The sequence below is a fragment of the Streptomyces sp. EDA2-14 genome, from assembly GCF_054963755.1.
The window spans coordinates 538,430-561,689 of record NZ_JBUEGE010000003.1 but is presented as its reverse complement, the minus strand read 5'-3'; the positions used below and the strand labels follow the sequence as shown (position 1 = coordinate 561,689).

Genomic DNA, 23,260 nt, shown 5'->3' with positions numbered 1-23,260 from the left:
TGACGCCAAGTCCAGTGTGACGCCCGCCGTTCCTACGACACGGGGCTCCGCCCCGGACCCCGCTGCTCAATCGCCGCAGGGGCTCAAAATGCTCGCCCGCGTCACCCCCTGGCTCTTCCTGCTCGTGCCGCTCGCGTTGCTGATCACCTTCACGTACGTCCCCGTCGGGAATCTGCTCTACTACAGCTTCACCGACTGGGACGGTGTCAGTCCCGACCGGAACCTCACCGGGGTCGACAACTACACCCAGCTCTTCACGCGGCCCGAGCTGTTCAAGGTGTTCGCCGTCAGCCTCTACTACCTGGCCGCGTCCGCCGTGCAGATCGCGATCGCGCTCTACTTCGCGACGGTCCTCAGCTTCGACCTGCGCTTCCGCAATCTCTTCAAGGGCATCCTGTTCTTCCCCTACCTCATCAACGGCGTCGCCATCGGCTTCGTCTTCCTGTACTTCTTCCAGGGCGGCGGCACCCTCGACTCGGTGCTCTCGTGGTTCGGGGTCGGCAGTGACCACGCGTGGCTCGGTGACGCGGAGTCGGCGAACACCTCGCTCGCCGGGGTGTCCGTGTGGCGCTTCACCGGACTCAACTTCGTGCTCTTCCTCGGCGCGATCCAGTCGATTCCGGGGGAGCTGTACGAGGCGGCGCAGCTCGACGGCGCGAGCCGCCGGCAGCAGTTCCGGCACATCATCGCGCCGGGCATCAAGCCGGTCATCGGCCTCAGCGTCATTCTCGCGATCTCGGGCTCGCTCTCCGTCTTCGAGATCCCGTACATCATGACCGGCGGCGCGACCGGCACCCAGACCTTCGTCATCCAGACCGTGAAGCTCGCCTTCCAGTTCAACAAGACGGGGCTCGCCTCGGCCTGTGCCGTGGTGCTGCTCCTGATCATCCTGCTGATCACGTGGATCCAGCGCCGACTGGTGCCCGACGAGGAGGTGGACCTCGTATGACCGCGCTTCCCGCAGTGGGCCGGGCGGCCCGCAGGCGCCCGCGCCTCGGCACGGCGCTCACCTATCTCTCGCTGGTCGTGGCCTCCCTCGTGGTCCTGGTGCCGCTCGTCGTCGTGTTCCTCACGTCGCTGAAGTCCTCGCACGAACTCACCGAGGGCGGGGGCGTGTTCAGCCTGCCCGACGACTGGCTGAACCTCTCCAACTACGTCACCGCCTTCCGCGACGGCCGGATGCTCACGGCGTTCGGGAACACGGCGTTCATCCTGCTGTTCTCGATCACCGGCACCGTGCTCATCGGCTCGATGACGGCGTACGCGATCGACCGCTTCGAGTTCCGGCTGAAGAAGACGGTCATGGCGCTGTTCCTGTTCGCCACGCTCGTGCCGGGGGTGACGACGCAGGTCGCCACCTTCCAAGTGGTCAACAGCTTCGGCCTGTTCGACACGCGGTGGGCGCCGATCCTGCTCTACATGGGCACGGACATCGTGTCGATCTACATCTTCCTGCAGTTCATCCGGGGCATCCCCGTCTCGCTCGACGAGGCCGCCCGGCTCGACGGCGCCAGCACCTTCACCGTCTACCGGAAGATCATCCTGCCGCTGCTCAAGCCGGCCATCGCCACCGTCGTCATCATCAAGGGCATCACGACGTACAACGACTTCTACATCCCGTTCCTCTACATGCCGTCCGAGGAACACGGCACGATCTCCACCGCGCTGTTCCGCTTCAAGGGGCCGTTCGGCGCGCACTGGGAGGACATCTCCGCCGGCGCGATCCTCGTGATCCTGCCGACGCTGCTCGTCTTCCTCTTCCTCCAGCGCTACATCTACAACGGCTTCGCCGCGGGTGCCACGAAATGACCGGGCGGCCCGCACGACGCGTCACGATCACCGATGTGGCGGCCCGCGCCGGGGTGTCGCGCGGCGCGGTGTCCCTCGCGTACAACAACCGCCCCGGCCTCTCCGACGCCACACGCAGCCGCATCATGGCGGCCGTCGCCGAACTGGGCTGGTCGCCGCACCGGACGCCGAGCAAGCTGTCCGGGACGGCGACCGGCGCGGCGGACACCGTGGGGCTCGTCATCGCGCGCCCCGCGCGGCAGCTCGAACTGGAGCCGTTCTACGTGGAGTTCATCGCCGGCGCCGAGTCGGTCCTGGAGGAGCACGGCTGCTCGCTCCTCCTCCACCTCGTACGGGACACCGCGCGGGAGATCGCCGTGCACCGGCAGTGGTGGCACTCCCGCCGCATCGCCGGTTCCCTGCTGGTCGACATCCAGCACGACGACCCGCGGATCACCGCACTGCGGGCGATCGGCCTGCCCGCCGTCGCCGTCGGCCATCCGTCCCTGACCGGCGGCTACACCTCGGTGTGGACCGACGACGAGACCGCCGTACGGGAGGCCGTGCGCCATCTCGCCGGGCTCGGGCACCGGCGGATCGCCCGGATCGGCGGCCATCCGGCGCTCGGCCACACCGTCCTGCGCACCGCCGCGCTCAACGCGGCCGTCTGCGACCTCGGCCTCGAACCGGCCCGCAGCGTCACCACCGACTTCTCCGCCGAGCAGGGCGCCCGCGCTACCCGCCGGCTGCTCGGCTCCGCGCGACGGCCCACGGCGGTCGTCTACGACAACGACATCATGGCCGTCGCCGGGCTCGCGGTCGCCGCCGAACTGGGCCTGGCCGTACCGGAGGACGTCAGCCTGATCGCCTGGGACGACTCCCAGCTGTGCCGGCTCACGGCCCCGCCGCTGTCCGCCATGAGCCACGACGTCTTCGGCTTCGGAGCCGACGCCACGCGCCGTCTCTTCGACGTGGTCCACCGCCGCAACCCTTCCTCGGAACCTGTCGCGATGCCGGTGCTCGTGCCCCGCGGCAGCTGTGCGCCGCCGCGGGGCACGAGGGCTCGTCGTGGTTCGGCCTCCGGGGCTACAGCGTGAGTTCGCCCTGGTTCAGGACCCGGGAGTCGAAGTACGTCGACTGGATCTCGGCGTTGGTGTTGTTCCCGCGCAGCTGCTCGGACCAGATCATGAACCAGGCCCACTGGGGCTGGCTCGTCAGCAGCGAGGCGTTCGGCATCTTGCCCATTTCCGCGATGGCCATGGGCTTGGATCCGGCGATGCTCCGCATTTGCGAGTAGTCGGCGGAGCTCGGGTAATTCTTGTACCAGGCGTCGAGTGAGACGACGTCCACGTATTGGCTGCCGGGATAGTAGCTGCTCCAGCCGCCCGCCGGATTGTCCTGGACGTTCCACACCCAGATCAGATTGTCGAGACCCTTGGTGCCGGCCAGATAGTCACGGGTGATCTGGTAGAGCTTTGCGCTGCCGTTCGCGCCGGGGCGGTGGCCCCACCAGTTCCACGATTCGTTCATTTCGTGCAGCGGCCGGAAGAGCACCGGCACTCCGGCGTCCTTCAACTGCTGCAAATACGGCACGACTTCGTCGAGCCGCTTCTTCCACGCCGTGTTCAGCGCGCTGCCGCCGGTGACGAGCTGGGAGAACTGCGCGTCCGAGATGTTCGACTTCACGCCGCCCTCGAACGCGCAGCTGCTGCCGCCGGTGGGCGGGCAGACGTGCCAGGTCAGCGCCACCAGCGAGCCGTTCTTCCACTCGGTCTTCGCCTGGTCGACCACCCGCTGCCGGTTCGCCACGTCCGTGGCGTTGAACATCAGGTCGCCGCCCCACAGTCCGGGGTACTGGCCGGTGACGTCGTGGACCTGCGCCGTGTACTGGCTCGGGGCGGTTGCTGGTTCCTTGTTGTGCTGACCGGAGACGATGTGGTTTCCGGAGACGGACCGTAAGTAATTGAGCACGGTCTGCTTGGAACTCGGCGGGAATGCCTGTGCCGTTTGTGTCGCGGGCCAGGCGAAGAGTCCCGCGGCGACGGCTGCGGCCGCCACGAGGAAGGCTACGCAGTGCTTGATTCTTTTCATGGGTGTCCCAGCTCCCAAGAAATGGTCGGAATGCTTGTCGCCAAGACGGTGGCGGCAATTCCGGCGCCCGTCAATGACTTTCGCCGCTTCCCGGGAGCTGTCGACGGGAATGTTTACTCGACGTTTTGTAAACGGGGATCAGCGCACCGGCGCCCCCGGCCCCAGCGGAATCCCGAGTGCCCACCAGGCCAGGAACAGCAGGGTCCATGCCGCCGTCATCGCGATCGCCAGCGGCAGCGTGTACGCGGCGAGCGTGCCGAGCCCTGCGTCCTTGCGGTAGCGCTGGAGGAAGCCGAGGGCCATCACGAAGTACGGGCTCATCGGGGTGATCGCGGTCGACCCGGAGTCCGCGATGCGGAACAGGGCCTGCGTCGTCTCCGCCGGCACGTGCGCCAGCATCAGCATCGGTACGAGGACCGGCGCGGCCAGCGCCCACATCGCGGAGCCGCTGGTCACCATGACGTTCACGACGGTCAGCAGAAGCAGGATCAGCAGGAAGACGACGACGATCGGCATCCCGCTGTGCTCCAGGAGCTCAGCCGCCCGCACCGCGAGCACATCGCCGATGTGCGTCCAGTCGAAGTAGGCGAGGAACTGGGCGATCGCGAAGAACAGCACCAGCACCGGCGCCATCTGCTTCACGCCCGCCGCCATCAGCTTCGGTACGTCGCCGGGCTTCGCGGTCGACCCCGAGCGCGCCCCGTACACGATGCCGGTGAGCGCGAACAGGACGGCCACGACCGCCGCGATGCCGTCGATGAACGGCGACTCGACGATGCTGCCGCCGTCCCCGCGCAGCGGGGACGACGTGGGCGCGAGGGCCGCCACGACCAGCACCAGACCGCCGCCGAGCGCGAGCAGGGCCCGGCGCAGCGCGGACCGCTCCCGCTCGCTGAGGTCCAGCGTGCCCAGGTCCTCGACGTCGGCGTCGGGATCCGGGTCGAGGTCGGGCCGCTTGCTGAGGACCCAGCGCGTGACCAGCGTGATGACGGTCGCGAGGAGCAGGGAGGAGGCGATGTTGAAGAACCAGTTGGACAGCGGCGAGACGTACGCGCCGTCGCCACCGGCGATCTTCGCCGCCGCCGTCGTGATGCCCGCGAAGATCGCGTCGTTCGGCGTGGGCACCGGGCTCGCGTCGTAGCCGGAGGCGATCGACGTGTACGCCACGACGATGCCGAGGATCGGCGAGCGGCCCACGGCACGGAAGGCGAGCCCGCCGAGCGGCACCAGGATGATGTACGCGGCGGCCGACGCGACGTGCGCCACCGTCCCGGCGAACGCGACGGCGAACACCACCCACGACGCGGGCACCCGCGCGACCCCGACCTTCATCGCGGCGGACAGGAATCCGCTGCGCTCGGCGACGGCGACGCCCATGATGACGACCACGATCGTCGCCATCGGCGGGAACTCGGCGAAGTTCGACACCATCGTCGACACCGCCATGGCGAGCCCGTCGCCGCTGAGCAGGTTCTGCACGACGACCGTTTTGTGGTCGGCGGGCGACACCACGGACACGTCGAGCCCGGCGAGTACGGCGCTGACGACGGCGAGCACCGCCGACAGGATCCAGAACAGCCAGAACGGGTGCGGCAGCGCGTTCCCTGCCCGCTCGACGACGCCGAGTGCGCGCAGGACGAGCGGCAGCCGCTCCGCCCCGGCCTCCGCGGGCGAGGGCGCCTCTCTCTGTACGGTCATGATCGCGGCTCCGAACTAACGCGGTGGGACGGGGAGTTGGTGGTTCCGGAAGAACGCCCACATCACCTTGTGGGCCTGGATCGTCTGCGTCGTGTATCCGCCGCCGCTGTAGCCGTCGGCGCCCGGCCAGGTGTGCCCGCCGTCGGTGACCGCGACGTGCTCCACCTCCGCGCCGCCCGCGCAGCCGGTCCACCGCGACGTCGTGATGTCGGGCTCGGTCACCTCGTCGGGCGTCCGGGTGCGGCAGCCGTCCCGGTCGGCCCACTCGCGCACCCAGTCCTGGACGGCCGGCAGCCCGCGCTCGGCGTCGCCCGCGTACGGGATGGTGGTGTCGCCCGTGCCGTGGAAGTCGAGGACCGGCATCGGGCGCCTCGGGTCGCAGCCGCCCTCGCGGGTGCCCGGATAGAAGGCCCCGGCGACCGGCGCGACGGCCGCGAACCGGTCGGACATCCGGCAGGCGAGCAGGCCCGTGAATCCGGCGCCGTTCGACTTGCCGGTCGCGTACACCCGCCGCTCGTTCACGCACAGCCCGCCTTCGAGCGAGTCGAGGAGATCGCCGGTGAACGCGACGTCGTCCACGCCTGCCGCCGCGTACGGCGCGCCCTGCCAGGCCTGCCGCTCGCCGTCGCCGGTGCCGACGACACCGTTCGGATAGGCGACGATCGCGGGCAGCGTGGAGAGCCGCGAGAACGCCTCGGTGCCCGCGCCGGTGTTGCCGCGCCCGTGGTACGCGACGATCAGCGGCCAACTGCGGTCGGGTGTATAGCCGTTGGGGAGGTGCAGCTGGTACGTGCGCTCGCGGCCGCCGCTGGTCATGGTGTGCTGGGCGCTGGTGCCGGGTTGCTGCGGGGCGGGGGCGCCGCAGCCGGTGGGGTGGGCGGCCGGGGAGGCGTGGGCCGGGGCGAACGGTACGGCGACGAGCGTGGCGGCCAGTACGCAGGCACGCCGAAGTAGACCCTTCATGTGCGGCTCCAAATGAGGGTTGCTCAGGGGGTCGGGGAAGTCGGGTGAGTCGGAGTGGGGCAGGGGCTTACAGGTCGAGCCATTCCTCGACGAACGCGCATACCCGCCCGACGGCGGCGTCCACGATGGCCTTTCCGTCCTCGGCCGTGACGGACGTCGGGTCGCCGAGCACGCCGTTGGCGCTCAGCTCGTCGTACGGGAGGGTGAGCGTCGGCTGCGAGAAGGTGCGGGCGAGGCGGGCCTCGGGCTTCAGCCCGTCGAGGGAGACCGACCCCGGCTCGAGCCGGTCCCGGTGCACCAACTCCGGTGCGAGGTGCAGCATTTGCGCGGTCTCGGCCTCCCCGCTGTGCCCGTGCACCTCGCTCACCCCCATGCCCGCCACCACGCCGGAGGCGAGCGCGGTCACGGGTGACCAGGCGAACCGTACGTCCGGGTGGGCCACGAGCAGGTCCTGCGCGACGGTGGTCAGCGCGGCGTTGTTCCCGCCGTGCCCGGTGAGCACGAGGAAGCGCCGCCAGCCGTGCCGCCGCAGGCTCTCCACGTACTCGCGCACGACGGCGGCGAACGTGGTCGTCGTCAGCGTCACCGTCCCGGCGAACGCCATGTGGTGCGGCGAGACGCCGACCGGGACCGGCGGGCCGATCACCACGCGTCCGGCGAGCCGGGCCCCGACGAGGTCGGCGATCCGCTCGGCGCGGATGGTGTCCGTGGCGATCGGCATGCCGGGGCCGTGCTGCTCGTAGGCGCCGGCCGGGATGATGACGACGGGCGCGCGGGTGACGGCCTCGGCGGCCTCTTCGGTCGTCAACTCCGCCAGCTTCAACGGCTGTTCGGTGCTCACGCTCGCTCACCTCCGTCGGGGAACTCGGCGCCGAGCACGGTGTCCCGGATCGCGGTCAGATGCTCGCGGGTGATCCGCTCGGCGGCCGCCGCGTCGCCCTCCCGGACCGCCTCGACGATCTGGAGATGCTCGGTGTGGTCGCGCTCGCGGTCGTTGTAGCGATGCCGGATCTCGATCTGGTCGCGGGCGCGCACCTGGAGCAGCGCCTCGACGGTCTCCTTCAGCAGCGCGTTCCCGCTGGCCGTCGCGAGCGCCACGTGGAAGTGCACGGAGCGGCGCAGCGACTCCTCGGGCGGCAGCAGGGCGTTGGCCGCGGCGAACTCCAACTGCTCGATGCCCTGCGGGAGTCGGATCCGGGCCGCCTCTGCCGCCACCGCCGGCTCGACGACGAGGCGGGCCTCGACGAGTTCGAGCACGGACCGCCGCGAGGTGCGCGGCCGGTGCGGATTGGCGAGCAGCCGCCGCTCGATGCCGGGCCCGACGTACGTCCCCGAACCGTGCCGGAACTCCACGACCTGCATGGCCTCCAGGCGGCGCAGCGCCTCCCGCACGGTCGGTGTCGTCACCTCGAACCGCTTTGCCAGCTCGCGCGAGGAGGCCAGGGCGTCGCCGGGCCCGAGCCGCTCGGTACGGATGATCTCGACGATGTCGTCCGCCAGGCGCTCGGACAGCGAGGGTTGATCGGCGTAACTCATAAAGTGAATAGATCACTTGCTCAGTTAAGGTGTCAACGGTCGTGCACGGACTTGTCCGCGCGGGCCCCGGCCCCGGCTACAGCACCCCGCGCTCCATCGCCACGACCACCGCCCGCGTCCGGTCGCTCACGTCCAACTTGGCGAAGATCCGCAGGAGATGCGTCTTCACGGTCGCCTCGCCGATGACGAGGCGCTTCGCGATGTCCGGATTGGACAGTCCGTCGGCGACCGCCGTCAGGACGTCCACCTCGCGCGCGGTCAGCGCCGTCTGCGCCGGCCGCCGCAGCTTCGCCACCAGCTTCTGCGCGACGCGCGGCGCGAGCACCGTCTCGCCGCGGGCCGCCGAGCGGATCGCGTCGACGAGCTGCTCGCGGGAGGTGTCCTTGAGGAGATAGCCGATCGCGCCCGCCTCCACCGCCCGCTCGATCTCGGTGTCCGTGTCGTACGTCGTCAGGATCAGGACGCGGGTGCGGCTCGGCCCCGCGACGATCCGCTCGGTCGCCGCCACCCCGTCGAGCCCCGGCATCCGCAGGTCGAGCAGGGCCACGTCGGGACGGAGCTCCTCGACGAGCGCCACGCCCGAGCGTCCGTCGTCCGCCTCGCCGACGATCTCGATGCCGGGCTCCGGCGCGATCAGGGCGACGACACCGGCGCGCATCACGGTGTGGTCGTCGACCACGACGACCTTCAGGTTCGCGGCGTCGCTCATGCGGTCTCCTCCACGTGGGTTCCGGGCAGTGCGGCGAGAATCCGGGTGCCGTCGCCCGGCGAACTGGTGACGGTCAGCCCGCCGCCGAGCTCGGCGAGCCGCTTGCGCATGCCGTCGAGGCCGAAGCCCCGCGCCGCGCCGACGTCGAAGCCGCGCCCGTCGTCGGTGATCTCCAGGTCGACGCCGTACACGCTCTGTTCGAGCACCACGACGACGGTCGAGGCGGCGGCGTGCTTACGGACGTTGGCGAGCGACTCCTGGGTGCAGCGCAGCAGGGCGATACGGGTCTGCTGGTCGCAGCCGACCTCGGCGAGCTCGGCGTCCACCGTGATGCCGGTGTCCTCGGCGAACCGGTCGAGGGTGCGGCGCAGCGTGTCCGCCACCGGGCCCTGGGCGCCGCCGCCCGGCGGGGGAGTGGCCCCGACCAGGGCCCGCGCCTCGGCCAGGTTCTCCCGCGCGGTGTGCTCGATCGACGTCAACTGCTGCACGGAGCGCTCCGGTTCGGCCGCGAGGCCCGCCCGCGCCGCTTCGGCGAGGACGATGATCGAGGCGAAACCCTGGGCGAGCGTGTCGTGGATCTCGCGGGCCATCCGCTCCCGCTCGTCCGCGGCGCCCTGCTTGCGATGGGCCTCGGCCAACGCCGCCTGGGTGTCGGCGAGTTCGTCGCTCAGGCGACGGGTGCGGGCCTCGCCCTGTGCGCCGACCCGGTGTATGAGGAGGCCGACCGCGGACCCGGCGGCGTATCCGGCGAGCGTGAACATCACGTTCCCGCCGAAGAGTTGCGTGCCGGGATCCCGTCCGGCGATGGTGCCGCCCGCCGTGAGCGCGGCCGCGGCGCCGCTGAGGGCGAGCGCCGGGCCGGGCCCGGAGGCGTAGATCCAGAAGTGCGGCAGCGAGACGATGAACAGGGCGGCGCCGCTGCCCATCAGGTACGCCACGGCGCCGACCCCGGCGGCGAGGACCGCGAGATACGCGGTCGGCCGCAGCGGCTCCCGGCCGGGGAACATCGCCACGGCCGCGTAGGCGCAGGTCATCACGGACAGCAGCACGAACGTCGGGTACTTGGTCCCCGCCGGGGCGTCCGCCACCGCGATCGCGGGCGGCACGAGGCCGCACAGGACCCACAGCACCGCGTTCCAGCGGTGGGTGAGGGGCACGGGCGTAGGACTCGGGGCGAGGAGAGGCGCGCGGCTGCTGTCCACGACGATCAGCCTACGTTCGCCAGTGGGCGCCGCGGCGGGGTATTCGCGGCCCGCAGCGGTCCGCGCGAGGGCCACCAACTCCGCTCGCCCAGCAGCAGCATGAGCGCGGGAAGGATCAGCACCCGGATGACGAACGCGTCCAGCAGCACCGCCACGGCCAGGCTGAAGCCGATCTGCTTCATCTCGATGAAGTGCAGCGACACGAAGCTGGCGAACACGGTCACCATCACGAACGCCGCGCTGGTCACCACCCCGGCCGAACTGCCGACCCCGTCGAGCACCGCCTGCCGGGTCGACACCCCGCGCAGCACACCCTCCCGGATCCGGCTGATCACGAACACCTGATAGTCCATGGAGAGCCCGAAGAGGATCACGAAGAGGAACAGCGGCACGCGCGAACCGATCGTGCCCGTCGACTGGAAGTCGAGCAGCCCCTCGGCCCAACTGCCCTGGAAGACAAGGGTGAGCACGCCGAGCGAGGCGGCTGCCGACAGCAGATTCAGCGCGACTCCGACGAGGCCGAGCACCACGGACCGGAAGGCCCACACGGTCATCGCGAACGTGACGAGCAGCAGCGCCCCGATGATCAGCGGCAGCTTCTGCTTCTGGTGCGCGGGATAGTCGGCGTAGCGGGCCACGTCACCGGTGACGCCGGCCTCTATGTCCCCGCTCAGCTTGCCGACGGTGGCGGGGAGATACTCCGACCGCAGCCGCTCCAGCGACTCCTGGGCGGGCTTGGTGCTGACGTAGTGCGGGACGGGCAGGTCCAGCGAGGTGACGCGGTGGTCGGCGGAGGTGCGCAGGGTGTACGTGCCGTTCAGGCCGGGGTCGTCCTTGGCGTCGGCGGCGAGGGCGCGCAGGGCCCCCTCGACCTCGCCCGCGCGGTCGGCGTCGGCCCGTACGAGTACCTGATGTGCCGCCTTGACCTCGGGGAACGCCGCGTTCAGCCGGTCGAAGGTGGGCATCGACCGGGTCTGTCGCGAGTGCGTCTCGCGGCCCATGTCGGTCAGCTTCATGCCGAGCAGCGGCGCGGCGAGCGCGAGGAGAGCGACGACCGCGACGGCCAGTACGGCGCCGGGCCGGCGGGCGGTGAGCCGCAGCAGGGCGTTGTGGCGTACGGGCTTCGGCGGTTTGGTCCCACGGGACTTGCGGGCGGCGCGGCGCTCGGCCCGCGAGCCGATCTTCACCAGCAGCGCGGGCAGCACCGTCAGCGAGCTGACCACGGCGACCAGCGTCACCACGATCGCGGCCGTCGCGATCGACGAGAAGATCACGTCGTCGGCGAGATAGAGCGTCGCGCTGGAGACCGCGACCGCGAGCCCGGACAGTACGACGGCCCTGCCGGAGGTGGCGGCGGCCAGCTCCACCAGCGCCCGCGTGCTCAACGTCCCCTGCGCACGGGCCCGTTCCTCCCGCTCCCGCTTCAGGTAGAACAGCGTGTAGTCGACGCCGACGGCGAGACCGATCAGCAGAATGATGTTCGTGCCGACGCCTGCGTCGGGGAAGACGTGCGAGGCGAGCATCGACAGGCCGATCGACGCGACGATCGCGGACAGCGCGAGCAGCAGCGGCACCGTCGCCATCGCCACGGACCGGAAGACGAGCAGCAGCGTGAGCAGCGTGATGGGCAGCGCGATCATCTCCGTACGGGAGAGGTCGCTGCCGCGCAGCTTGTCGACGCCCTGGCTGATGGAGGGGCCGCCGGTCTCCTCGACACGCAGGTCGGGGTGGGCCTTCTGCACGGCGGCGGTCTGCGCCCGCAGCGGGTCGACGTGCTTCTTCCCTTCGAGTTCGGCGCCCTTCATGGTGACGTCGACGCGGACCGCCCGGCCGTCCTTCGACCACACGGGCACGGCCACGGACCGCACCTGCGGCAGCCCGCGCATCCGGTCGGCGACATCGGCGGCGACGGCCCCGCCGGCCGCCCGGTCGAGCCGCCCGGCCGAGCGGTCCTCGATCAGCACCCGCTCGACGGGCCGCTGCGCGAGCCCACCGTCACGGGCGACGGCCTCGGCGCGGCCGGCCTCACCGACTCCGAAGTCGGCGGACGTGGCGGCGTTGCCACCCACGGCGATCCCGGCACCGAGGCACAGAACGACAAAGAGGAACCAGCCGGCGATCGCCCTCCAGGGGTGCCCGGCGCTCCAACGAGCCATGTTCACGGGGTAGTTGGTCATGGCGTCCATGCTGGTCGCGGCGGTGCATCCGCGGACAGCGGCGACCGGTGGAACCCGGGGTCCACCGGTCGGTGGACACGAGCGCGTCAAGGACGCCGCCGGGCCCGCCCGTCCACGAAATGGACACCCATCGGGATGAATGCAGCATGCAGCTACTCTCCGGGGTGTACGAGACCCCGTCACCGGGTCGTACGCGACGAGGCAGGAGGCGCCGTGAACGAGAACCAGGGCCGTGCCGTGGCCGCCCTCGACGGCGTGAGCATGCGCCGCTACACCACCGGCCAGGTCATCCTCGACGACATCGACTGGACCGTGCGCTCCGGCGAGCACTGGGCACTGCTCGGACCGAACGGCGCGGGCAAGACCAGCATCCTGCGGCTCATCGGCGCCACGAACTTCCCCACCACCGGCACCGTCGAGGTCCTCGGCCACCGGCTCGGCCGCGTCGACGTCCGCGAGCTGCGCGCCCTCATCGGCCACGTCTCCACGTCCCAGCGCGTCCCCCAGGACCTGCCGGGCCACACCGTCGTCCTCACCGGCCACAGCGGCACCGTCCAGCCGCTCTGGAAGTCGTACGACGACGAGGTGCGCGAGCGCGCCCACGCGCTGCTCGCCGAACTCCAGGTCAAGGAACTCGCCGACCGCCCCTACGGCGTCTGCTCCGGCGGCCAGCGCGCCCGGCTCCTCATCGCCCGCGCCCTCATGGCGGACCCGGCGCTGCTCCTGCTCGACGAGCCGTTCAACGCGCTCGACCTGCCCTCCCGCGAGGACCTCATCGACACGATGCGGCAGCTCGCGGCCGGGCGCCCCGAACTGGCGACCGTCACCGTCACCCACCACCTGGAGGAGCTCTCCCCGGCCATCAGCCACGCCGTCCTGCTGCGCGAGGGCCGCGTCCTCGCCCGCGGCGCCGTCGAGGACGTGCTGACGAAGGATCTGATGACCTCCTGCTTCGGGCGCCCCATCGAGGTCACCCGGCACGCCGGACGCTGGCTCGCCCGCTCCGGCGACCAGGTGTGACCGGGCGCACGGGCACCGGCGTGTGTCGGTGTTGGGCCGAACGGGTTACATGACGTAAGAATTGGGCGGTGCAGACACGAGTGCGAGCCCAAACGGGGTGGGGGAACTGAACAGCCACGACGTCACCGACGAACAGTGGGAAGGGCTCGCCCAGGTCGTCCCGCTGCGCAGCCGCAACGAGTGGCCGTCAGCCGTCGACCACCGGGCGATGCCCGAGGCGGAGACCGAACCGCGGCGCCGCTTCGTCGTCCTGCGTGTCAACGTCTTCGGCGACGCGCGCGAGGTTGCCGAGACCGTCATGTCCGGCATCCCGGTGCTGCTCGATCTGACCGGCGCCGAGACCGACGTGGCCAAGCGCGTCCTGGACTTCAGCAGCGGCGTCGTCATGGGCCTCGGCTGCGGCATGCACCGCGTCGACCGCAATGTCTTCCTCCTCGCCCCTCCCGGCACGGAGGTGCAGGGGCTGGTGCAGGGCGCCGTCTCCTGAGCGGTGCCCCGGCGGACGTCGGGGCAAGCCCGACAGGCATAGTCCCCCGATCGTAGGAAGGCCTGCGAGCGCAAACGCTTCTGCACTGCGCGGCCCACCTACGTTCATCCCATGACCGTGCTACGCCGGGGCGCTGCCCCGCTCCCCGGCGCCTCCGCCGACCGGCCGCGCGTGACCCGGCTCAGGCTCTCCGCCTTCGCCCGGCACCGCGGCACCACCGTCCCCCTCGGCCCGTTCACCGCCCTGTCCGGCCCCAGCGGCAGCGGCAAGAGCAGCGCGCTGCGCGCCTTCGCGGCGCTCGCCGGACTCGGCGGCGGAGCACACCTGGCCGACGTGTTCCCCGACCCCCGCGCCTACGTTCCCGAGCGTGCGCGGCCCGATGCCGAACGCCGCCGCGGCTTCCACATCGGCTGCACCGTCGAGGGCCCGATGGGACCCGTCCGGCTCGACCTGGCCGTCCAGGCGGAGCCCGAACTCCGCGTGGTGGGCGAGCGGTTGACCGGCCCAGACATCACGTACCTGGAAACCGCCCTGCGCGACCCCGGCCGGCGCGACGTCCAGGCCGCCTGGCACACCGCGGGGTCGGTGCCCGTGACCCGCGGGCCGCTCCCGGACGACCTGCTCGGTACGGCGATGCTCCCGCTGCGCGTCGCGGGCCGCACCGAAGGGCAGCGCAAGGTGCTCGCCGCGGCCGAACAAGTCGTCGTAGGGCTGCGCTCCACCTTCGCCTGCGACCCCGACCCCGCGCGGATGCGCACCCCGGTCCGCAGGGCGGCCGACCGGCTGCACGGCGGCTGCGACAACCTCCCCGCGGTGCTGCGCCGCACCGGAGCCGAGTGCGGGAACCGGCACGCGCTGTTCGTCGCGGCGGCCCGCGCGGGCCTGGTGGGGCCTGTGCGGGACGTACGCGCCGAGACCGCGCCCGACGGGACCGTGCGCGCCGTCGTGGACCGGGGCGACGGGGTGACCAGCCCCGTCGAGCGGCTCGCGGACGGCGAGTTGCGGTATCTCGCCCTCGCGCTCGTCCTGCTCACCGGGCCGCGGGTGCTCGCCGTCGACACGGCGGCCGAGGTCCCCGAGGCGTACCAGAGTCTGACCGTGCTCGCGGACGGCTTCGACCGGGGTCTCGACCGGACCCAGTGCGCCGAACTGACCGCGCTGGCCGCCCGCATGTGCGCCCGCGGCCACATCCGACTGGTCGCCGCGGTCGGCGAGGGATCGGACGCGGAGCGGGGAGCGCGGGAGGCGGGGGCCGCGATGGTAGACCTGGGGCGGTGAACGAGGAACAGGAACGCGTAGAACTGAACGTGGCGACCTTGCAGGAGCGGCTGGCCCGATTCGCGGCCGCCCGCGACTGGCAGCCCTTCCACACGCCGAAGAACCTGGCGACGGCGCTGAGCGTCGAGGCGGCCGAACTGGTCGAGATCTTCCAGTGGTTGACTCCGGAACAGTCGGCCCGCGTGATGGAGGACCCGGAATCCGCCCACCGGGTCGAGGACGAGGTCGCCGATGTCCTCGCCTATCTGCTGCAACTGTGCGAGGTGCTGGGCGTCGACGCGCTGGCCGCGCTCGCGGCGAAGATCGACCGCAACGAACTGCGGTTCCCGGCGCGCGGCGGGGGAGAGGGCTAGATCGGTTGCCGGAGCGCTTGCCGGATCGGTTGCTGGATCGGTTGCTGGATCGGTTCGGAGGACTGCTGGGCCGGACGCCCGGCCTCCGTCAACTGCCCTTCCAGGGACCGATTGTCACTCTCCGAAGTCGTTAACTTATCCACAACGCACTTTGTGTCCACAGATTTCGGGCTTCCCCTAGCTTTTCGTCGCGCATGCCTTCACTCTGGGTAGTGGACAGAGGTGTTCGGCCGGGAGATGGACGGGGACACGATGGAAGCGGTGCGACTCATCGGGGTCGGCCGACGGGTCTTGGCGGAGAGCCAGGAGCCGCCGGACATCATGAGGGAGGCGTGGCAGGCCCAGGCCCTGGCGCAGGCGATGGGGAGTCGCCTCGCGATCCAGGGCCCACGGGAATTACGAGGCGTGGCGCTGGGACTGAGCGAAGCGGGGGCCCGCGGCAGCGGTGGCTCGGCGGCACCGGTCGTAGGGGCCGGGGGAATACGGGCGGCCCAGCTCACCGAACTGGGCGATGTGCAGAAGGCCTTGCTCGCGCTCGGCGCGCTGCTCAGCGACGTGGGCATCGCGCTCGTCGCGGTGGCGAGCGAGTCGGTCGAGGAGGGGGCCTACTGGCAGTGCATGGAAGCGATCGACGCTGCGGACGAGTCGCGGGACAGGGTCATCGACATACTGCGGCGGCTGCCCGTGCGCGGCGTCGCACTCACCCTCGCCGACCGGGAGCCCGAGCCGGAACCGGACTCGGACTCGGCGGCGTGAGACCGGCGGACGTACCGCTCAGTCGTTCTCGCCGGTCGGTCGCGCGGTCCCGGGCGGCTGCTGGAGGTCGGCGTCGAGCTGCGTCAGGTCGGCGTTGAGCGCGGCCATCAGCTCTTCCATCTGCTGCAGCAGACCCTTGGGTGCCTCTTCCTGCTCCGGTGCGGACGTGGCGTGCACGTCCTGATCGGGCACGGCTTCGTGGGACATGGCGGCCTCCTCGGCCCTCGCTCTCCCGCTGGGGAGAGGAGTTGACACATGATGACGCCCGGCAGCGACCGCCGGCGCGGGTGCCGGGCGGTCCGGCTCCGCCCGGAACAACGATCACGACCGGGGCCGGGTCACTGCGCGCACCCGCCACCACGTGCGGGTTGACGTGATTTCACCCGACCGTGGTGGCGAGCCCGAAGGAGCGGACGGCGGACTCGACGCCTGTGCGAGGGGACAGATGCGCGAACGACGACGCCGCCGGGGCGGCAGGTGGGAGGTGCCGTGTTGGTTCGGTCGGTCCGGTTGATCAGCCCAGTTGATCAGCCCGGTTGGTCCGCCCGGTTGATCAGTCCAGTTGAGGGGTCACCTCGGAGGCGATCAGTTCCAGGTGGTCCAGGTCGTCGAGGTCGAGCATCTGGAGGTACATCCGTTGGGAGCCCACGGCTTGGTAGGCGGCGAGGCGTTCGGCGACCTCGGCGGGGGAGCCCGCGAGACCGTTGGCCTTGAGCTCGTCGACGTCGCGGCCGATCGCGTCGGCGCGACGCTTGACCTCGGCATCGGTGCGGCCGACGCAGGCAATGAGCGCGTTGGAGTAGGTCAGCGCGTCCTGGGCGCGACCGTACTCGCCGGCCGCCGTCTTCACGCGCTTGAACTGCTGCTCGGTGTCGGCGATGGAGGCGAACGGGATGTTGAACTCGGTGGCGAACCGCGCGGCGAGCGCCGGGGTCTTCTTGGCGCCGTGTCCGCCGACGAGGATCGGCACGCGCTGCTGGGTGGGCTTGGGCAGCGCCGGGGAGTCCTTCAACTGGTAGTAGGTGCCGTCGTAGTTGAAGCGTTGGCCGACCGGCGTCTCCCACAGGCCCGTCACGATGGCGAGCTGCTCCTCCAGCCGCCCGAACTTCTCCTTCGGGAACGGGATGCCGTACGCGGAGTGCTCCTCCTCGTACCAGCCGGAGCCGAGCCCCAGCTCGACGCGGCCGCCGGACATCTGGTCGACCTGCGCGACCTGGATGGCGAGCACGCCGGGCAGCCGGAAGGTGCCGGCGGTCATCAGGGTGCCGAGCCGGATCCGCTCGGTCTCGCGGGCCAGCCCGGCGAGCGTCGTCCAGGCGTCCGTGGGCCCCGGCAGACCGTCGACGGACCCCATGTGGAGGTAGTGGTCGGACCGGAAGAAAGCTCCGTAGTTCAAGTCCTCTGCGGCCTTGGCGACGCGGAGCAGCGTCTCGTAGGTCGCGCCCTGCTGCGGTTCGGTGAATACGCGAAGATCCATGCACCCATCATGCAGGTCAGCGGCGCGCGCTTCGATGACGCGGGCACCGTCGGGCGGGCGAAAACCCATGGTGGTGAGGGCGCCGCGATGGTCATACTCGGCCGTGTGTTTCTGACGATCTCGACCACGGGCACCGCCGCGAATCCGGCCACCGATCTGGGCTTTCTGCTGCACAAGCATCCCGGAAGGGCGCAGTCCTTCAGCACGGCGCACGGCACCGCGCACGTCCTCTACCCCGAGGCGGGCGACGAACGGTGCACGGCAGCGCTGCTGCTGGAGGTGGACCCCGTGGCGCTGGCGCGCAAGGGCCGGGGCAAGGGGCGTGGCGGAGCGCCCGACGCGGCGCTCGCGCAGTACGTCAACGACCGGCCCTACGCCGCCTCGTCGCTGCTCGCCGTCGCGCTGAGCCAGGTGTTCTCCAGCGCGCTGCGCGGCGTGTGCAAGGCCCGTCCCGAGCGGGCCGAGCAGGCGCTGCCGCTGCGCATCGAGGTGCCGGCGCTGCCCGCGCGTGGCGGCGCCGATCTCGTGCGGAAGCTGTTCGAGCCGCTCGGGTGGGAGGTCGGGGCCACGCCCGTACCGCTGGACGAGCAGTTCCCCGAGTGGGGCGACTCGCGGTACATGCGGCTCGTCCTGGAGGGCGAGTTGCGGCTCGCGCACGCGCTGCGGCACCTGTACGTGCTGCTGCCGGTGCTCGACGACGCGAAGCACTACTGGGTCTCGGCCGACGAGGTGGACAAGCTGCTGCGCGCGGGCGACGGCTGGCTGGCCGGGCACCCCGAGCAGAAGCTGATCGTCGGCCGGTATCTGTCGCGGCGCTGGTCGCTGACCCGGCAGGCCCTGGACCGGCTCGAACTGGTCCGGCTCGCGGACGCCGACGACACGGACGTCGACGAGATCGACAACGCCGTGGACGAGGAGAGCGACACCGAGGAGCGTCCGGTGCCGCTTGCCGTGCGGCGCAGGGAGGCGATCCTCACCGCGCTCCGCGAGTCCGGTGCCGCCCGGGTGCTCGATCTGGGCTGCGGCCAGGGCCAGTTGGTGGGCGAGCTGCTGAAGGACGTGCGGTTCACCGAGATCGTGGGTGTCGACGTGTCCGTCCGGGCGCTCACCATCGCCTCCCGCCGCCTCAAGCTGGACCGGATGGGCGAGCGGCAGGCCGCGCGCGTACGGCTGATGCAGGGCTCGCTCGCGTACACCGACAAGCGGCTCAAGGGGTACGACGCCGCGGTGCTCAGCGAGGTGATCGAGCACGTCGACCTGCCGCGGCTGGCCGCGCTCGAGTACGCGGTGTTCGGTTCGGCGCGGCCCCGCACGGTGGCCGTGACCACGCCGAACGTCGAGTACAACGTCCGCTGGGAGTCCCTGCCCAGCGGGCACGTCCGGCACGGCGACCACCGGTTCGAGTGGACGCGGGCCGAGTTCCGCGGCTGGGCGGAGCGGGTCGCGGCGCGGCACGGATACGCCGTGCGGTACGTGCCGGTGGGGCCCGACGACCCGGAGGTGGGGCCGCCGACGCAGATGGCGGTGTTCACGATGAACGAGACGGGGACCGAGCCGACAACCGGGCCGACGACAGGGACGGCGACGAAGCCGACGACGAAGCCGACGATCAATACGACGACGAAGCCGACGACGAAGCCGACGACATTGACGACGGCCGCGAACGAGAAGGAGGCGAAGACCGTATGACCGCCACCGACACCACTGTCACGCAGGGGCGCGTGCTGCCCGTCACCGACCTCTCGCTCGTCGTGCTGGTCGGGGCGTCCGGCTCGGGCAAGTCCACGTTCGCGCGCGCCCACTTCAAGCCGACCGAGGTGATCTCCAGCGACTTCTGCCGCGGCCTCGTGGCCGACGACGAGAACGACCAGAGCGCCAGCCGCGACGCCTTCGACGTGCTGCACTACATCGCGGGGAAGCGGCTCGCGGCCGGCCGTCTGACGGTCGTCGACGCGACCAACGTCCAGCAGGACTCCCGCCGCCAGCTCGTCGATCTGGCGCGCAAGTACGACGTGCTGCCCATCGCCATCGTGCTCGACGTGCCGGAGGACGTGTGCGCCGCGCGCAATGCCGGGCGCACCGACCGCGCCGACATGCCGCGCCGCGTCATCACCCGGCACACCCGCGAGCTGCGCCGCTCCATAAAGCACCTGGAGCGGGAGGGCTTCCGCAAGGTGCACGTCCTGCGCGGCGTCGCGGAGGTCGAGGGCGCGGGCGTCGTGCGCGAGAAGCGGTTCAACGACCTCACCCACCTCACCGGACCGTTCGACATCATCGGCGACATCCACGGCTGTGCGAGCGAACTCGACACCCTGCTCGGCAAGTTGGGCTACGTGGACGGGGCGCACCCCGACGGCCGAACCGCCGTCTTCGTCGGCGACCTCGTCGACCGCGGCCCCGACACACCCGGCGTGCTGCGCCGCGTGATGGGCATGGTGAAGGCCGGTACGGCGCTGTGCGTGCCGGGCAACCACGAGAACAAGCTGGGGCGCTGGCTCAAGGGGCGCAACGTCCAGCACACGCACGGCCTCGCCGAGACGGTCGAGCAGCTGGGCGGGGAGAGCGAGGAGTTCCGCGCCGAGGTGCGCACGTTCGTCGAGGGGCTGGTCAGCCACTACGTCCTCGACGGCGGCAGGCTCGTCGTCTGCCACGCGGGCCTGCCCGAGAAGTACCACGGCCGCACGTCCGGGCGGGTGCGCTCGCACGCGCTGTACGGGGACACGACCGGGGAGACCGACGAGTTCGGGCTGCCCGTGCGCTACCCGTGGGCGGAGGAGTACCGCGGCAAGGCGGCCGTGGTCTACGGCCACACCCCGGTCCCGACCGCCACGTGGCTCAACAACACCATCTGCCTCGACACGGGTGCCGTGTTCGGCGGCAAGCTCACCGCGCTGCGCTGGCCGGAGCGCGAGCTGGTCGACGTACCGGCCGAGCAGGTCTGGTACGAGCCGGCCAGGCCGCTGGCCACCGAGGCGCCGGGCGGGCACGAGGGCCGTCCGCTCGACCTCGCCGATGTGCACGGCCGCCGGACCGTGGAGAGCCGGCACACGGGCCGCGTCACCGTGCGCGAGGAGAACGCGGCGGCGGCCCTTGAGGTCATGAGCCGGTTCGCGGTCGACCCGCGGCTCGTGCCGTACCTGCCGCCGACGATGGCGCCCACCGCCACCTCCGAGGTGGCGGGCTACCTGGAGCACCCGGCCGAGGCCTTCGCGCAGTACGCCGCCGACGGTGTGGAGCGGGTCGTGTGCGAGGAGAAGCACATGGGCTCGCGGGCCGTGGTGCTGGTGTGCCGGGACGCGGAGGCGGCGCGGGAGCGGTTCGGGGTCGCCGAGGACGACGGAGGGCAGGTCACCGGTTCGGTCTACACGCGCACCGGGCGGCCCTTCTTCGACGACGCGGCGATCACCGAGGCGGTCCTCGGGCGGGTGCGGGACGCCGTCACCGCCGCCGGACTGTGGGAGGAGCTGGACACCGACTGGGTGCTGCTCGACGCCGAGTTGCTGCCGTGGTCGCTCAAGGCGTCCGGGCTGCTGCGCGCGCAGTACGCGGCGGTGGGCGCGGCGTCCGGTGCCGCGTTCCCGAGCACGCTCGGGGCCCTTGAGACGGCGGCGGAGCGGGGCGTCGACGTGAGCGACCTCCTGGAGCGGCAGCGGGGGCGTGCGGCGGACGCCGCCGCGTTCACGGACGCGTACCGGCGCTACTGCTGGAGCACGGACGGGCTCGACGGGGTGCGGCTCGCGCCGTTCCAGATCCTGGCCGTGCGGGGACGCTCGCTCGCGGGGCTGCCGCACGACGAGCAGCTCGCGCTCATCGACCGGGTCGTCGCGCACGACACGACGGGGCTGCTGCGGACGACGCGGCGGCTGTACGTCGACGTGGGGGACGCCGAGTCGGTGCGGGCCGGGGTCGACTGGTGGCTGGAGATGACCGGGCGGGGCGGCGAGGGCATGGTCGTCAAGCCGGTCGGGGCGCTGGTGCGGGATGCGCAGGGGCGGCTCGTGCAGCCGGGGGTGAAGTGCCGTGGGCGGGAGTACCTCCGGATCATTTACGGGCCGGAGTACACGCGGCCGGGGAACCTGGCGAAGTTGCGGCAGCGGTTTCTTGGGCACAAGCGGTCGTTGGCGATCCGGGAGTACGGGCTGGGCCTGGAGGCCCTGGATCGGCTGGCGGAGGGGGAGCCGTTGTGGCGGGTGCACGAGGCGGTGTTCGCGGTCCTTGCGCTTGAGTCGGAGCCGGTCGACCCTCGGCTCTGACGTTCCCGCCCGGCCCCCCGTGGCCAAGCCCTCGGGGCTCCGCCCCGGACCCCGCTGCTCAATCGCCGCAGGGGCTTGAAAGACCGGGGCTCCGCCCCGGGCCCCGCGCCTCAATCGCCGGCGGGGCTTGAAATTCCTCAAGCCCCGCCGGCGCGTGAAAGATGCGGGTGGCGGGGCGGGGGAAGGATGGACCCATGGGATTCCACGTCGACTCCGAAGCCGGTCGCCTACGCCGAGTGATTCTGCACCGGCCCGATCTGGAGCTGAAGCGGCTCACGCCCAGTAACAAGGACCAGTTGCTCTTCGACGACGTGCTCTGGGTGCGGCGGGCACGGCAGGAGCACGACGGGTTCGCCGACGTGCTGCGCGACCGGGGCGTCAGCGTGCACCTCTTCGGTGATCTGCTCACCGAGGCCCTGGACGTCGAAGCGGCCCGCGGCCTCGTCCTGGACCGGGTCTTCGACGAGAAGGAGTACGGGCCGCTCGCCACGGACCATCTGCGGGCCGCCTTCGAGACGCTGCCGTCCACAGAGCTCGCCGAGGCGTTGATCGGCGGGATGACGAAGCGCGAGTTCCTGGAGGCGCACCCGGAGCCGACCTCCGTGCGCTTCCACGTCATGGAGCTGGACGACTTCCTGCTCGGCCCGCTGCCCAACCATCTGTTCACGCGCGACACCTCGGCCTGGATCTACGACGGGGTGTCCATCAACGCGATGCGCTGGCCGGCCCGGCAGCGCGAGACCGTCCACTTCGAGGCGATCTACCGGCACCACCCGCTGTTCCGCGACGCCGAAGACGGCTTTCGCGTCTGGTCCGAAGGGCAGGCCGACTATCCCTCGACCATCGAGGGCGGTGACGTCCTCGTCATCGGGCAGGGCGCCGTGCTCATCGGGATGAGCGAGCGGACCACGCCGCAGGCCGTGGAGATGCTCGCGCACAAGCTGTTCGCGGCGGGTTCGGCGCGCACCATCGTGGCGCTCGACATGCCGAAGCGCCGGGCCTTCATGCACCTGGACACGGTCATGACGATGGTCGACGCGGACACGTTCACGCAGTACGCGGGGCTCGGCATGCTGCGCTCGTACACCATCGAACCGGGCGCTTCCGGCACCGAGTTGAAGGTCACCGACCATCCGCCCGAGCACATGCACCGGGCCATCGCCGCCGCGCTCGGGCTCAGCGAGATCCGGGTGCTGACCGCGACGCAGGACGTGCACGCCGCCGAGCGCGAGCAGTGGGACGACGGCTGCAATGTGCTCGCCGTCGAGCCGGGCGTCGTCGTCGCGTACGAGCGGAACGCGACGACGAACACGTTTCTGCGCAAGCAGGGGATCGAGGTCATCGAGATTCCGGGCAGCGAGCTGGGGCGGGGGCGCGGCGGCCCGAGGTGCATGAGCTGCCCGGTGGAGCGCGACCCCGTGTTCCCGTAACAGCTCTGCTCGACGTAGTAGCTCTGCTCGACGTAAAGGCTC

General features: G+C 71.2%; 21 protein-coding genes. 11 read left to right on the top strand and 10 right to left on the bottom strand.

Annotated features, from left to right (window positions below; translation table 11 throughout):
- Nucleotides 1-88 precede the first annotated feature (88 nt).
- The 3 genes from ACY34M_RS12235 to ACY34M_RS12225 are packed head-to-tail and all read left to right on the top strand — an operon-like array spanning nt 89 to nt 2,885.
- The gene (locus ACY34M_RS12235) at nt 89-949 is read left to right on the top strand and encodes a carbohydrate ABC transporter permease (protein WP_462718454.1); all 861 of its coding nucleotides are present in this window, start codon (nt 89-91) and stop codon (nt 947-949) included.
- Nucleotides 946-1,809: a carbohydrate ABC transporter permease gene (locus ACY34M_RS12230; protein WP_462718453.1), complete on the top strand. Its 864-nt coding sequence runs from the start codon at nt 946-948 to the stop codon at nt 1,807-1,809. The genes ACY34M_RS12235 and ACY34M_RS12230 overlap by 4 nt, the downstream gene beginning before the upstream one ends.
- A complete protein-coding gene (locus ACY34M_RS12225) occupies nt 1,806-2,885 on the top strand; it encodes a LacI family DNA-binding transcriptional regulator (protein WP_462718452.1) in 1,080 nt (359 codons plus the stop codon). Before ACY34M_RS12230 ends, ACY34M_RS12225 begins: the two co-directional genes overlap by 4 nt.
- Here the strand turns inward: ACY34M_RS12225 and ACY34M_RS12220 are convergent.
- From ACY34M_RS12220 to ACY34M_RS12185, 8 genes are all read right to left on the bottom strand, one after another.
- Nucleotides 2,875-3,879 carry a glycosyl hydrolase gene (locus ACY34M_RS12220; protein ID WP_462718451.1) on the bottom strand — a complete coding sequence of 335 codons (1,005 nt, stop codon included), beginning with the start codon at nt 3,877-3,879 and terminating at the stop codon, nt 2,875-2,877. The genes ACY34M_RS12225 and ACY34M_RS12220 overlap by 11 nt on opposite strands.
- Before the next feature lie 138 nt (nt 3,880-4,017).
- A complete protein-coding gene (locus ACY34M_RS12215) occupies nt 4,018-5,577 on the bottom strand; it encodes an AbgT family transporter (RefSeq protein ID WP_462718450.1) in 1,560 nt (519 codons plus the stop codon).
- 15 nt (nt 5,578-5,592) lie between these two features.
- Nucleotides 5,593-6,540, bottom strand: a complete 948-nt coding sequence (locus ACY34M_RS12210; RefSeq protein ID WP_462718449.1) for a CE1 family esterase — start codon at nt 6,538-6,540, stop codon at nt 5,593-5,595.
- A 67-nt stretch (nt 6,541-6,607) separates the two neighbouring features.
- Nucleotides 6,608-7,381 carry a creatininase family protein gene (locus ACY34M_RS12205; RefSeq protein WP_462718448.1) on the bottom strand — a complete coding sequence of 258 codons (774 nt, stop codon included), beginning with the start codon at nt 7,379-7,381 and terminating at the stop codon, nt 6,608-6,610.
- Nucleotides 7,378-8,076 (bottom strand): FadR/GntR family transcriptional regulator, encoded by a 699-nt coding sequence (locus ACY34M_RS12200; protein ID WP_462718447.1) that lies wholly within the window; start codon nt 8,074-8,076, stop codon nt 7,378-7,380. Before ACY34M_RS12200 ends, ACY34M_RS12205 begins: the two co-directional genes overlap by 4 nt.
- 76 nt (nt 8,077-8,152) lie before the next feature.
- Nucleotides 8,153-8,785, bottom strand: coding sequence for a response regulator (locus ACY34M_RS12195; RefSeq protein ID WP_462718446.1), 633 nt, complete (start codon nt 8,783-8,785; stop codon nt 8,153-8,155).
- Nucleotides 8,782-9,987, bottom strand: coding sequence for a sensor histidine kinase (locus tag ACY34M_RS12190; protein ID WP_462718445.1), 1,206 nt, complete (start codon nt 9,985-9,987; stop codon nt 8,782-8,784). Before ACY34M_RS12190 ends, ACY34M_RS12195 begins: the two co-directional genes overlap by 4 nt.
- Before the next feature lie 5 nt (nt 9,988-9,992).
- On the bottom strand, nt 9,993-12,164 hold the full coding sequence (locus ACY34M_RS12185) for an MMPL family transporter (protein WP_462718444.1): 2,172 nt from the start codon (nt 12,162-12,164) through the stop codon (nt 9,993-9,995).
- Between the two features lie 261 nt (nt 12,165-12,425).
- Here ACY34M_RS12185 and ACY34M_RS12180 point away from each other — a divergent pair, with 261 nt between their 5' ends.
- From ACY34M_RS12180 to ACY34M_RS12160, 5 genes are all read left to right on the top strand, one after another.
- Entirely contained in the window at nt 12,426-13,184 is a 759-nt protein-coding gene (locus tag ACY34M_RS12180; RefSeq protein ID WP_462718574.1) for an ABC transporter ATP-binding protein, read from the top strand.
- A gap of 106 nt (nt 13,185-13,290) precedes the next feature.
- Complete coding sequence (locus ACY34M_RS12175) at nt 13,291-13,671, top strand: cell division protein SepF (protein ID WP_462718573.1); 381 nt, start codon at nt 13,291-13,293, stop codon at nt 13,669-13,671.
- 111 nt (nt 13,672-13,782) lie between these two features.
- On the top strand, nt 13,783-14,949 hold the full coding sequence (locus ACY34M_RS12170) for an ATP-binding protein (protein ID WP_462718443.1): 1,167 nt from the start codon (nt 13,783-13,785) through the stop codon (nt 14,947-14,949).
- Nucleotides 14,946-15,302 (top strand): nucleotide pyrophosphohydrolase, encoded by a 357-nt coding sequence (locus ACY34M_RS12165; protein ID WP_462718442.1) that lies wholly within the window; start codon nt 14,946-14,948, stop codon nt 15,300-15,302. Before ACY34M_RS12170 ends, ACY34M_RS12165 begins: the two co-directional genes overlap by 4 nt.
- Before the next feature lie 252 nt (nt 15,303-15,554).
- Nucleotides 15,555-16,058: a DUF6099 family protein gene (locus ACY34M_RS12160; RefSeq protein ID WP_462718572.1), complete on the top strand. Its 504-nt coding sequence runs from the start codon at nt 15,555-15,557 to the stop codon at nt 16,056-16,058.
- Nucleotides 16,059-16,076: 18 nt separating this feature from the next.
- On the opposite strand, the gene ACY34M_RS12155 is transcribed toward ACY34M_RS12160, so the two are convergent.
- Complete coding sequence (locus ACY34M_RS12155; RefSeq protein WP_462718441.1) at nt 16,077-16,265, bottom strand: hypothetical protein; 189 nt, start codon at nt 16,263-16,265, stop codon at nt 16,077-16,079.
- Between the two features lie 346 nt (nt 16,266-16,611).
- Nucleotides 16,612-17,535, bottom strand: coding sequence for an LLM class F420-dependent oxidoreductase (locus ACY34M_RS12150; RefSeq protein ID WP_462718440.1), 924 nt, complete (start codon nt 17,533-17,535; stop codon nt 16,612-16,614).
- Between the two features lie 105 nt (nt 17,536-17,640).
- Here ACY34M_RS12150 and ACY34M_RS12145 point away from each other — a divergent pair, with 105 nt between their 5' ends.
- The 3 genes from ACY34M_RS12145 (at nt 17,641) to ACY34M_RS12135 (ending at nt 23,218) form a co-directional block, all read left to right on the top strand.
- Nucleotides 17,641-19,224, top strand: a complete 1,584-nt coding sequence (locus ACY34M_RS12145; RefSeq protein ID WP_462718439.1) for a 3' terminal RNA ribose 2'-O-methyltransferase Hen1 — start codon at nt 17,641-17,643, stop codon at nt 19,222-19,224.
- Complete coding sequence (locus ACY34M_RS12140) at nt 19,221-21,788, top strand: polynucleotide kinase-phosphatase (RefSeq protein WP_462718438.1); 2,568 nt, start codon at nt 19,221-19,223, stop codon at nt 21,786-21,788. Before ACY34M_RS12145 ends, ACY34M_RS12140 begins: the two co-directional genes overlap by 4 nt.
- Before the next feature lie 194 nt (nt 21,789-21,982).
- The gene (locus tag ACY34M_RS12135) at nt 21,983-23,218 is read left to right on the top strand and encodes an arginine deiminase (protein WP_462718437.1); all 1,236 of its coding nucleotides are present in this window, start codon (nt 21,983-21,985) and stop codon (nt 23,216-23,218) included.
- Nucleotides 23,219-23,260: the final 42 nt, after the last annotated feature.